The sequence below is a fragment of the Sphingobium sp. L-44 genome, assembly GCF_056859495.1.
The window spans coordinates 1-12,225 of sequence record NZ_JBSXOQ010000108.1; the positions used below are offsets into that span (position 1 = coordinate 1).

Genomic DNA, 12,225 nt, shown 5'->3' on the forward strand with positions numbered 1-12,225 from the left:
ACATGCAGATCGAGGGCATGGCCGCCCTTGCCACACCCATAACCGAGGAGGTTCAGCCGCTACAGATTACACCCAAGGCCGCCTGAAAATGCAGCCCGATGGCCAGCACCGAAATTACACCACATTGACGGACGTGACCGCGAAAATCTTTTGATGCGCGGACTGCAGGTGATGTCGACTATGGCCGCGTGGTTCACTCCGCATCTTTCCGGCGATTGCAGGGCAAGACCCAAATTCTCAATTTAGGCGATAGCGATTTTTACCGTACCCGGCTGACGCACTCCTTGGAAGTGGCGCAGATCGCTGGCGGCTTGATCAAGCAACTCGCACACAATTTTCCTGGCCATCCCGCGCTGGTTCACCTGCCAGAACACGCTCTAATCCAAGCCATTGCCTGCACCCACGATCTGGGGCATCCTCCATTTGGCCATGGCGGCGAAGTGGCTCTCAATTACTGCATGAGAGATTATGGCGGTTTCGAAGGGAATGGCCAGACGCTCCGAATCCTGTCGAAACTGGAGAAATTCTCAGAATTGGCCGGTTCGAACTTAACGCGCGAAACGCTATTGGGCGTTCTAAAATACCCTGTTGCTTTTAGCCAGGTGGCTAACCCCAATGTCCGACCTAGGATGCTTTCCGACACCAGTGGCACGCCACTGCTAGACCGCACTGCATCTGAGCCCCCAAAATGCTTCTTTGATTGCGAAGAAGACGTCGTAGACTGGATCCTCTCCCCGCTTTCCAATAGTGATCAGGATGCCTTTCGGAAGTTTGATCTCCGGCCGGGGAAGCATGCAAAAGCGCGCCACAAGGCGTTCGCCTGCTCGATCATGGACCTTGCGGACGATATCAGTTTTGGCATCCATGACCTAGAAGATGCGCTAGCCCTGAAGCTAGTTGATCAGTAGCAGTTTCATAAACATGTGGCTGCATCGGCGTGTCAGGGCCTGCTCGACTATCTGAACAGCCAATATCGCGGCCAATATGGCAATGATGTGTATGGCGGTCTGCTCAAACGCCTGTTTGGAGACGGCAACGACCGCAAGCATCAGATCAACCGGATTCTCAATTTTGTCATTCCGAGCATTCTTATTGAAGAAGAAGCCGAGTTTGAGGAGCCAAGGCTCAGGTACCGAGTCACGGTCCCCGAACCAGTGGCGGACTTCTTGGCTGCCGTGACGAAGCTGGTTTACGAAGAGGTGATCTGCAGCCCGAGCGTTCAGCATCTGGAGTTCAAAGGGCAAATGATGGTGATCGCCGTTTTTGAGGTGATAAAATCCGAACCGAAACGCTTCCTTCCGGGCGACATTCTCGCCAAATTCAGCGGATCAGCCGAACCTATGAGGGTAATCTCTGACTATGTTTCAGGCATGACCGATGCCCATCTCCTCCGGACCTACGAGCGCCTCTTTGCGCCGCGGATGGGGTCAGTGTTCGACAAGCTCTGAAACTCGACAAATGAGAAACGAATTACGCGCCTCGAGATTTACGGCCTTTTTTGACGCATAGAAATTTAGCAGACTCCTATAAAAACAGGGAGCAAGTGTGTGCCGGAGCGGAAGAGTAACCTTTTAGCCTGGGTGGGAAAGGGCATCGTCCTCGTACTGATGATGCGGCCAATCCATATCCGCGAGAGAGATATCTGCACGCGTTTTCGAACCGCTCGATCACGATCATGAAAATGGCTGATCATCTGAGCCGCGATCGCCATATTATCGGCGCGGCTGTCGCCACTACAACGCGTCGCGGGAGGTCCTGCTTGCGATATGAGTGCGAACAATGTTCCAGCTATTACGCAATTGCCGGCGACGACTATCGATTTCCTCCTGCGCGCGCTGCGCGATCCGTTCAAGGTCAACCACTAGCTCATCGGCGAGGCAGCGTCGCTCTGATGGGGCGGCGTCCTTTATCAGTGCCGCTGCGGTCGACACGGCTTCCGGAACCGTGCGGGAGATGAATGTGGAGCAGTCAACGACGCTCCATTCGACCGCATCCTCGACTGCCAACTCCAGCACCCGGCTACAACTACGCCGAGCTAAAGAAAGGCGCTTCGCGTATTCGGGCGCAAGTTCTCCGGCGATTTTCCACGCTTCAGCGACACGTGGATCCGCCTCGGGCTCGATTGGGTCCTCAACTACAGCAGAGGATATTGCCTGTTCCTCCTCCACCGCCGGCGGCTGACGATCCGCAAATCCCTCACGGCGTCCGAATTTTCTGTGACTCAGGACGAACACCAGAATCGCGACGCCAGATACGGCAATTCCGAACCATTCACCCACAAGAGAGATGGGGAGAACAAAGAAGGCAATAAGGCCAGCCAACACCGCCATCAATGCGGCTCCCGCAACATTTACGAGTATAGAAGCAACATTGATTAGGCCTTGAAGGGCCTTGTGCAGCACCTTCCCCAGGATCCATAGTAGGAGGACAATAAGGAACAAAATGAGTACGATGAAAATCAGCCTACCCAACTTTCAAGTTCCCAACAAATTCCGATACAACCATTCGCGCCCTCTTATTTCTGGAGCGATTAAACTCTAAATCGTCGATAATTCGGCGCGCATAGGCATATTGAATTTCAGACGCGTCGATACCGACTAGGCGAACATGTTCTCCATCCAAACGGATGATATCGCCATCCACAAAAGTGACAGCGGCCAGTAAGAAAATTCCGATCATCCAAAGTTCCGTTCAGCGATGCCCTCGATCGTCCAACAGTCTTCGAACTTGCCGGGACCATTTGCGGCAGACCACCCACTCGAGGTTGGGGGCCCGTTTGCAGGCAGGTGCTTAATTCGAGCGAAGATTACTGACCTGATTTAATGTTCTTGGCAAACACGGATATTGCGCCGCCAATCAGCAGGCCTGCCCCGACGGTGACGAACGGAACGACCGCAGCGATCGCGGCACCGGCCGCGGCACCGGTGATGGCCGTGCGCCCCATCTCGGTAGCCCAAGCCTTCTTCACTCCATCGACCGTCTTCTCGCCGATTTTCTGACCGATCTTTGCTGCTTTCGTTCCCGCCTCTTTCAGCACATCTCGTTCAATCTTCATGCCAATTCTCCCTTGTTACCTTCACCACCCTATCGTGACAGCTGGGCCAAGATAGTTCGGTCTCGTGGAGACCTTAAGAAAGTAAACCCTTCCACATCTGTCAGATTCGGTCGCAATAGGTCCGACCAACTTCAAACTGTCACCACTGATAGAATACAAAAGGATATGATGGAACGAAGATGCTCTCGTAATCTCTATCGCAACAGTTCGAGCCACCGCTGAAAATCGCAAACATCAAGTTGGTGCATTAAGCTCTTGAAAAAGCGACGACCGCAGTCGTAGTTGGACGTGAATGGCGGAGCTCAGCATGACCGATCGTATGGCCAAATTGGATCGATTGTTGGCACTCGTCCATGCACTTTCGGAATCATCCGAAGGCCTCACTCTTGATGAAATGGCTGAAACACTGGGCGTCAATAGAAGGACCGCCGAGCGTATGCGCGACATTATCGCGAGGCATTTCGACTTGGAGGAAGTGTCAGAAGATCGACGGAAGCGCTTTTTCATCAGAGACAGCCTTCGACGCGTTTATACCCGGCCTACAGCTGCTGAAGTTGCAGCACTCCAAGCCGAGGTCGATGGACGACGAGGGGCTGGCCAGACGGTACGTGGCGACCAACTTGCAAGCCTCCTTTCGAAAGTGAAAGGCGCGTTTGACGACCGAGAGAAACGCCGTATCGACCCTGATCTGGAAGCCCTCACACGGCTCCAGCGGACGATGGTCACTGCCGGCCCCGTCGCAACGGTGCCACCTGAGACTGTCGCGATCGTCCAAGCTGCGATATTGTCGGGTTGTTGCATCGAGTTCAGCTACGCGGCTGTTCAGCAGCAAGAACCGCGCTGGCGACGTGTGATACCCTTCGGCATTGTACACGGCCCCCTATCCTACTTGGTCGGGAAAATGCCCGATAGGGAGAACGATCCGGTCTACTACCGCCTTGATAGGATGGTTGAACCACGCCTCAGCGAGAAGCTCGGCTGTGCTCCAGATGACTGGGACATAGATGCCTGGCTTGCCGACAGTTTTGCCGTTTGGCGCGACGAGAAGCAGGATGTCGTGCTTCGCGTCCACGCATCCGCGGCAGCACGAGCCCACGAATGGAGGTTTCACCGCTATCAACAGATAGAAGCTCTCGAAAATGGAGACCTTCTCATCCGCTTCACCAGCGGGGGCATGCGGGAATTGGCCGAGCATCTATTCACCTGGGGCAATGAACTCGTCATTGAGCAGCCCACCGCTTTGATCGAATTAATGCGCCAGCGCATCATAGCAGCTTTGACGATGCTGCCAGAGCAAACAACGCAACCTGAAACGACCACTTTTGTCGCGCATTCGATGCAGGACTGATCATGATGATTTTCTCTTCGAACTCTTTTCTGATCCTTACCAATCTCTCAGCGAGTGTCGCGGCATGAATGCCTCCCCCCGTCCGCATGGACTATCCAAGTCCAAGATCACCTACTTCGAACAGTGTCCAAAGCGATTGTGGCTATCGGTTCATCGCGCTGACCTCGCCGAAATTGATGAAGGCGCAGAAGCGCGCTTCGCAACCGGGCATGAGGTTGGTGCCGCAGCATGCTCACTCCTTCCGGGCGGAATAATGGTCGAGGCTGAACCCGATCTTTCCACTGCTCTCGCCACAACGAAGGCTTTGCTAGAAGGCGGTCACCAGGATCCGATCTTCGAAGCGACGTTTCAGCATGATGGCGTTCTGGTGAGAGTCGACATTCTGGAGCCAAACGGTATCGGTGGCTGGCACATGGCTGAGGTCAAAAGTTCGACCAAGCCCAAGGATTATCACGTAAATGACCTAGCCACTCAGGTCTGGGTAGCCCGTGAAGCCGGTGTGTCAATCGACAGCGCGGCGATCCGGCATCTGGACGGCGATTTCGTTCTTGCAAGCGATGGCTCTCTCGAGGGGCTCTTTTCCGACAGCGACCTAACTTCCAACATCAAAGACCGGGTCGAAACACGGGCCGAGGTGGTAGCGGCTGCGCGTGAAACGCTCGCTGGTACAGAACCCGACATTCTCCCAGGATCCCATTGTAACGGCCTTCAATGTAATTTCGCGACATATTGCGAGGAAGCTCTTCCACCTGGTCCAGAATGGCCTGTGACGGTCCTTCCCTACGGCGGGGGCAATCATTGGCTGAAGAAGGGGATCGCGAATCTTTTAGACGTCGACCCGGCGATGCTGACGAACCCAACCCACCAACGGGTTTATCAAGCCACTGTAACAGGGGAACCCAATCACGACGTTGAGGGCGCGAGATTTGCTATGGCTGATTGGTCCTTCCCTCGAACGTGGTTGGACTTTGAGACGATCGCATTCGCCATTCCGCGTTGGATCGGCACTCGTCCATATCAACAGGTTCCCTTCCAATTTTCCGCTCATATCGAAGCGGAAGACGGGAACCTCCAACACCATGAATTTCTGAGCCTAGATGGCATGGACCCGCGAAGGGCTTGTGCCGAAGCGCTGGTAACGATGATCCCCAATTCAGGTGCGGTAGTCACGTACAACGAAAAATTCGAAAAGGCGCGCCTTCGCGAGCTTTCTGAATTTTTCCCTGATTTAGCAGATGATCTCAATTCAATCATCGACCGGGTTGTCGATCTTTTGCCGGTCACTCGCGCCAACTGGTATCATCGCGACCAGAGAGGCAGTTGGTCAATCAAGGCCGTGCTGCCGACTATCGCTCCAGATCTCGATTATTCACAGCTCGAGGTCAAAGACGGTGGTAACGCCCAAGCCGCATATTTGGAGGCCATCTCTCCTGATACGACGGATGACCGCCGGACCGCCCTCGATAAGGCACTACGAGCTTATTGTGAGCGAGACACACAAGCGATGATCGTACTCGCAAAGCACCTGACTCAAAGCTGATATCGCTGCTCGGGCAGCGCTAACTAGGCCGTCGCCCAGCCACGTCCATTTCTGTCGTCCCTTCCGTGAAGCTTAAGCTATGACCAAATCAAGACCCGCCTTCCGTCTCATCCATAGCTCTGACTGGCACATCGGGCATGAGCTGTTCAGCCATGATCGGGAGGCGGAGCATGAAGCGTTTCTGTCTTGGCTTCTCGGGCGCCTAGTAGCCGAAGAAGCGGATCTGCTGCTCGTCACGGGCGACATATACGACGTGGCGAACCCGCCAGTGTCAGCCATGGCACGACTTTATGCATTCCTTCGAGATGCGACGACGCGCTGCCCCAATCTGCAGATCGTCATCATCGGCGGGAATCACGACAGTGCGGCGCGTATCAATCTGCCCGCCGCACTTCTGGGCCCCGGACGGATCCACCTTATCGGCTCTCTTCCCCGTACCAACGGCGCACCAGATTTCGAGAGGATGTTGGTACCACTGAACGATAGGGCGGGCACCATCGTGGCGTGGTTGGCAGCTGTGCCCTACTGCCGACCAGGCGACATGGGACCGGGCGGTCTTCCAGAATTATATGACAATGTTCTAACTGTAGGGGCCGAACGCGCGAACGGACTGCCTCTCATAGTGACAGGCCACCTCCACGTCGCGGAAGGGGATGTCTCTGAACATTCAGAGCGCCGGATCACCATCGGCGGTGAAGAAGCGCAGGCCACTGCCCTATTTGACGACCGAGCGGCCTATATCGCGCTCGGCCATCTTCATCGTCCGCAGACGATCAAGGGCGACACTCTGATACGCTATGCGGGATCGCCGTTTCCACTGTCCGCAACCGAGCGCCTGTACCGCCATTCGATCAGCGTAGTCGACCTTGCTGCGGACGGCGCAACCGCCCGCGACGAGGAAATCCCGCGCGTTGTTCCATTTCTCACGGTTCCCGCCGCTGGTCCCAAGCCGATCGGCGAGGTCGAGATCGCGATCCAGGAACTGGACTTCGATCCGCAGCTTCCTCGCGGGCTGCATCCCTTCGTGGAAATTTCGGTGCTCGTCGACGGCCCTGAGCCAAACCTGCAAGCTCGAGTCATGGCAGCCCTCGACGGCAAGCCTTTGCGACTGACACGGATCACGCGCGTCTCGGCTCGCGAGGCTACCAACCAATCCATAGCCGAACGCGAAGTCGATCTTGCCGAACTCCTCCCCGAGGCTGTCTTCGCAGAGCTATTCGAACGCGCCCATGGCAGCGAGCCGCCAGAGGATTTGAGCCAAGCATTCCAAGCCCTGCTCATTGAAACACAAATGTCGAGGGAGGACGTCTGATGCGCGTGCTCGCAATCCGCGGTCGTAATCTGGCTAGCCTGAACGGCGATTTCGAGGTCGATTTTGAGGCCGAACCCCTGAGCGACGCCGGCATTTTCGCCATCACCGGCCCCACGGGCGCCGGAAAATCCACCCTGCTCGACGCCATGTGCCTTGCATTGTTCGATGCCGTGCCGCGCCTCGGCGCTGCACCGGCCCGCGCCAGGATTGAGACGGTCCAAGGTGACGAGTTGTCGGCTGGCGACCCCAGGGCTGTCCTTCGGCATGGCTGCGGTGAGGGCTTTGCTGAACTGGACTTCGTAGGTCGCGACGGCGAACGTTACCGTGCACGCTGGACCGTCCAGCGAGCTCGTCAGAAGACCGATGGCCGCATGCAGGCGACCCGGCACAGTTTTACTCGCCTTGGTGATGGCGAGATTCTTGGTGGGACCAAAACTGAAACGCTGGCGGAGATACACCGCCTAGTCGGTTTGTCAGCCGAGCAGTTTCGACGAGCCGTCCTCCTGGCACAGGGGGATTTCGAAGCCTTCATCAAGGCAGATGATAACGAACGAGCGCAGCTGCTCGAACGGCTGACCGGTTCGCATATTTATGCGAGCCTCGGCCGCGCAGCTCATGAAAAGGCAGCAACACTCCGGGCCCAGCAACAGGCGATTATGGGGCGAATCGAAGCTCAAAATGGCCTCGACGACGAAGCTCGTCGGACCGCTGAAGAGCAACAAAGCGCCGCGAAAGATGCAGCCGATCGAACTTCAGCCACGCTTGGAGAACTTTCCAAAGCTGTTGGCTGGGAAACCGAGCGCGCGATCTTGGCCGACAAGGTCACAGCATGCGAGTCAGCCGCTGCGACCGCAAACGCTGCCCGAGAGGAAGCCATCCCTCGGCACGAAGCTTTACGCCTTCGTAAAGCCGCGTTTGCCCTTGCAGGAGATTGGACTGCCATCCAGGAGGCGGCGACGCTAGCTCACAAAGCTGAGCAAAATGCCGTCCTGCGACAAGGTGAACTGGATCAGGCACGCGAACGCGCGACCCAGACGGCGGCCGACGAGAGCCAGGCGATAGCGAGTGTCCAGGTCGAAACAGACCGGGTTGCGGTGCAATCTCCCGAGATAGAGGAAGCGCGCACACTCGACCGTAAACTTTCCGAAACGCGGGCATCGCTCGACGGTATTTCAGACACCCGCGCTACGCGCGCGCAGGCTCTATCTGAATGCCAGAAGGTTGAGCAGGTTGCCGGCAGTTCCTGGTCTAAGGCCATCGCAACCCGCGACGATCATGCATCTTGGCTTGCGCAGAACGCCGGCTTTGCCAGTTTGGCAACGCAGCAGACCGAACTTGCAGCAGAGCTCGTTGAGATCGCAGCCGTGAATCTCAAGCTGTCCCAACTTTCAGGTAGCGTGGACGGAGCGGAAGCCTCCAAAATCGCCGCCAACATTTCATGGGAGGCCGCGAAGGCAGCTGAAGAGAGAACAGCCGCCGCTGCCACATCGGCTCGTAACATACTGGACGAAGCCAAGGCTTCCGCACCATCCGAAGTTGAATTCTCCGTGGTTCTCGAAAAGCGGGATCGCCTGGGGGCCCTTTCGCCTCTTCTGGTGGACTGGAAGCATCATGAAGCACAGGTAGGGGCATGCCGTGATCTTTTGGCCCGTCTGCGGAGCAATTTCGGTGAGGCTAAAGTTGAGCGCGAGGACCTCGTCACCCGACACTCAGAGGTAAACTCCAGCCTTCCCATTCTGCGGGCGCAACTGCAGGAGGCACGCCGTGCCGGCGAGCTAGCCGAAGCGGCTTCTGGCGAAGCAGCAATGCAACTTCGCGCGACATTGGAGGAAGGGCAGGCCTGCCCGGTTTGCGGCGCCACCGAACATGCGTTGAGCGCGCTCGATTCACTCTTGGGGATGCAGCTTCGAGAGCAACGGGACCGCATCGCCGATCTTGAGGCATCAAGCACTTCCGAGACCGCTGAAGAGGCCGCGCTGGCCGCCCGCATTCAATCCACCGACAAATCGATTAACGGTCTGGAGCTCGACATAGAAAGCCAAGCTACCGCAATGGCGGTGGCCAATGAAAAGGCTCAGGCCGCTTTTGCTGTATTGTCTGAGAAATGTAGCCTGACGGGCCTTGATCCTGCCGAGCCAGACTTCGAAATCACTCTGGAAAGCGCACTCGCCACGCTTGATGGTCAGCGATCCACCATGACCGAGGCTAGGACGGCGGTTACCATCGCCCAGGTCGCCGATGAAAAGGCCCGGAGCGATTGGGAGGAAAGTCGCAGAGCCTCCGGCGTCGCCGCTCAGACCTTGCGCGATATCGAGCAGGAATTGAGCAGCCTTCTGGAACGCAAATCGCACATTACCGAGACCCGGGATCGCCTCGCAAAATCAATTGATGTGAGATTTAGCGGCACCGCAGATTGGCGGCAGCTGGCTGACCCCATAGGCTGGCTTGATGAACAAGCCGGCGCCTGGCGCACGTATTTTGCAGATCATTCTAAGATCGTCGAGGCCATTCCTGGCTTGGAGAGAGCGGTCGCCGACGCGCGTGCGGAGACCGCAGCGGCCATGGTCCGTTTCGACGAAATCGAGTCCCAGGCCAAAGCCTGGGAGCAAGAGCAGATACTGGTAACGAACGCTCGGAGCCGCCTACTTGGCGGCGACACCGTCGAGTCCGTCGTTGCCCAAAACGAAGCCGTGCTGTCGCAGTCTCGCCAGGCATTGGAAACTGCCCAAACGGCCGCGGCTCTCGGTCGCGAAAATCAGGCGGCTTCAGCGGCTCGCAAAGAGGCTGCCGATCAGGAAGCCAAACGCGTCGTCCAAGGTCATCTCGATCGCCAAGGTCGATTCCACGCGCGACTGGCTGAGCTTGCCATCGAGGAAGAGGCTGTCGCCGACGCAGCACGGGAAGGACAGACAGCAATCGACGGGGAGGTTGAAGCGCTTGCCGCAATCGACCGAGCCTTCAATAATGCGGCTGCCGTATTGGCGCAGCGACAGGAGGACCTGATCCGCCACGATCAAACCGATCCACCTGCCCTTTCTGGCGACGCCCTAGCTCAGGCGGTCAGCGAAGCCAAGCAAGCTGACGAGACCGCCCAGAAAGCGCTCCAAGATGCCCAGTTCGTCCTGCGGCGGGACGATGAGGTACGGACACAGACCTCCAAGCTTCGTGCCGAGCTGGAACGCGAACGCGCAGCGGCGCGGGTGTGGCTCGCCCTTGATGAACTTATCGGCGACGCGACTGGCGCCCGGTTCCGTCGCTTCGCCCAAGGGCTGACCCTCGATCGGCTGCTTGCGCACGCAAATTCGAGGCTTACGGATCTCAAGCCCCGCTATGAACTCCAACGCGCTCCTAGCGGCGACATGCTTATCCAGGTCATCGACCATGACATGGCTGGCGAAATCCGCGGTGTGCATAATCTTTCCGGCGGAGAACGCTTCCTCGTCAGCCTGGCCTTGGCGCTTGGGCTTGCCGAGATGTCCACCGGCCGCGGCCTCAAAATCGAAAGCCTGTTCATTGATGAGGGATTTGGCGCTCTGGATGGCGCCAGCCTCGGCCAAGCCCTGTCAGTCCTGGAGCATCTTCATGCCACTGGCCGCCGAGTAGGCGTCATCAGCCATGTCGAGGAGATCAAAGAACGGATACCCGTGAAGATCGAGGTCACGCCCGTCGCTCGTGGCTGCAGCGAATTGACGGTGGTCAGCGGATAGGTAACTCACTTATTCGTCATCCTGATCCGCTTCTCATGATGTTCTGGAATCATCCAGCAAATGAACGTGTTGGGACCTTGCTTGCGAACCGCAGCTTAAGAATTTCCAACCGGAGTACGCCGACATTCACACTAGGCCGCTTCGACAAAGCTATGGCATACGCAGATCAGCCGTAAGCGGTCAAAATCCCCCACATTCTCATGATTTTGCGATTTGGTAGGTGTTGAGCCTTGCATTTGCGAGGTGGTGATGAGTGGTGATTTCGAAACCAGTTTCGAAACTGAAAGGGGTGGGAGGGCAGGCAAGGCCGAGCGTCTTGACGTCATTCCCTTGTCGAATGGCAACCGTGGGTGGACGCCTGCGGCGAAGGCGCGGATCATCGAGGAGAGTTTCAAGCAGGGCGCGAATGTGGCCGAGGTAGCCCGGCGTCATGGCATGCTCCCGCAACAGCTTTATAACTGGCGAGGGCGTTTCCGGGAACGGGCCGAGGGGATGGGCTTTGTTCCCGCGGTGATCGAAAGCCCGCCGGCACCTCCCGTACCGTCGCCATCTTCTGGGCCACCGGCGCCTGCAGTGTCATCGTTGCCCGCGAGTTCGAGGAGTGGCGGTGAGATTATTATCGAGACCCGCGGGCTGTCGATCCGCATCCCGTCCGACGTGGATGCCGACCATATCGAGCGGGTGCTCCTGGCCGCGCAGGTGAACACATGATCATTCCGCCCGGACCGTTGAAGGTGCTTGTCGCGACGCAGCCTGTGGACTTCAGGAAGGGTATGGCGGGCCTCGCCTCACTGGTTCAGCAGGAACTGCGTCTCGACCCATTCTCAGGCATGCTTTTTGTCTTCCGGGCACGCCGGGCGGACAGGATGAAGCTCCTGCTGTGGGACGGCACCGGGCTCGTACTGGTGACGAAGCGGTTGCAGGATGGGAAGTTCCGCTGGCCCCGCCCGGGAGACGGAGTGATGAAGCTGTCGGCGGCCCAGGCTTCCGCGCTGTTCGAGGGGCTGGACTGGTCGCGCATGCACGTGCCGCGGGTGCCAAAGCCACTTCATGCGCAGTAGATCGCACGCCTGATTCTACCTGACGCAAGGCTGTTCCCAGACGTGGGGAACTGGCTAGAATGCGGGTCACGTCCGTCAATGTGGTGTAATTTCGGTGCTGGCCATCGGGCTGCATTTTCAGGCGGCCTTGGGTGTAATCTGTAGCGGCTGAACCTCCTCGGTTATGGGTGTGGCAAGGGCGGCCATGCCCTCGATCTGCATG

The 12,225-nt window shown here is 57.5% G+C and carries 10 protein-coding genes and 1 pseudogene; 8 read left to right on the forward strand and 3 right to left on the reverse strand.

The window, feature by feature from the left end; translation table 11 throughout:
* Positions 1-179: 179 nt before the first annotated feature.
* Both dgt and AC13EK_RS17850 read left to right on the forward strand, forming a co-directional pair.
* Positions 180-908, forward strand: a pseudogene (gene dgt, locus AC13EK_RS17845) (dGTP triphosphohydrolase); the annotation flags it as partial.
* Between the two features lie 15 nt (positions 909-923).
* On the forward strand, positions 924-1,448 hold the full coding sequence (locus AC13EK_RS17850; protein ID WP_234792402.1) for a hypothetical protein: 525 nt from the start codon (positions 924-926) through the stop codon (positions 1,446-1,448).
* A gap of 285 nt (positions 1,449-1,733) precedes the next feature.
* On the opposite strand, the gene AC13EK_RS17855 is transcribed toward AC13EK_RS17850, so the two are convergent.
* From AC13EK_RS17855 to AC13EK_RS17865, 3 genes are all read right to left on the reverse strand, one after another.
* Positions 1,734-2,471, reverse strand: coding sequence for a hypothetical protein (locus AC13EK_RS17855; RefSeq protein ID WP_069337519.1), 738 nt, complete (start codon positions 2,469-2,471; stop codon positions 1,734-1,736).
* Positions 2,464-2,679 (reverse strand): hypothetical protein, encoded by a 216-nt coding sequence (locus AC13EK_RS17860; RefSeq protein ID WP_234792401.1) that lies wholly within the window; start codon positions 2,677-2,679, stop codon positions 2,464-2,466. The genes AC13EK_RS17855 and AC13EK_RS17860 overlap by 8 nt, the downstream gene beginning before the upstream one ends.
* A gap of 127 nt (positions 2,680-2,806) precedes the next feature.
* Entirely contained in the window at positions 2,807-3,055 is a 249-nt protein-coding gene (locus AC13EK_RS17865; RefSeq protein ID WP_069337518.1) for a hypothetical protein, read from the reverse strand.
* A gap of 307 nt (positions 3,056-3,362) precedes the next feature.
* Here AC13EK_RS17865 and AC13EK_RS17870 point away from each other — a divergent pair, with 307 nt between their 5' ends.
* The 6 genes from AC13EK_RS17870 to tnpB all read left to right on the forward strand — a co-directional run bounded on the left by AC13EK_RS17870 (position 3,363) and on the right by tnpB (position 12,023).
* Entirely contained in the window at positions 3,363-4,403 is a 1,041-nt protein-coding gene (locus AC13EK_RS17870; RefSeq protein WP_081331723.1) for a helix-turn-helix transcriptional regulator, read from the forward strand.
* 64 nt (positions 4,404-4,467) lie between these two features.
* Positions 4,468-5,943, forward strand: coding sequence for a DUF2779 domain-containing protein (locus AC13EK_RS17875; protein ID WP_069337517.1), 1,476 nt, complete (start codon positions 4,468-4,470; stop codon positions 5,941-5,943).
* A gap of 79 nt (positions 5,944-6,022) precedes the next feature.
* Entirely contained in the window at positions 6,023-7,255 is a 1,233-nt protein-coding gene (locus AC13EK_RS17880; protein ID WP_037522883.1) for an exonuclease SbcCD subunit D, read from the forward strand.
* Complete coding sequence (locus AC13EK_RS17885) at positions 7,255-10,962, forward strand: AAA family ATPase (RefSeq protein ID WP_069337516.1); 3,708 nt, start codon at positions 7,255-7,257, stop codon at positions 10,960-10,962. The genes AC13EK_RS17880 and AC13EK_RS17885 overlap by 1 nt, the downstream gene beginning before the upstream one ends.
* Positions 10,963-11,211: 249 nt before the next feature.
* Positions 11,212-11,673, forward strand: coding sequence for an IS66-like element accessory protein TnpA (tnpA, locus tag AC13EK_RS17890; protein ID WP_084491345.1), 462 nt, complete (start codon positions 11,212-11,214; stop codon positions 11,671-11,673).
* On the forward strand, positions 11,670-12,023 hold the full coding sequence (gene tnpB / locus AC13EK_RS17895; protein ID WP_010336289.1) for an IS66 family insertion sequence element accessory protein TnpB: 354 nt from the start codon (positions 11,670-11,672) through the stop codon (positions 12,021-12,023). The genes tnpA and tnpB overlap by 4 nt, the downstream gene beginning before the upstream one ends.
* Positions 12,024-12,225 lie beyond the last annotated feature (202 nt).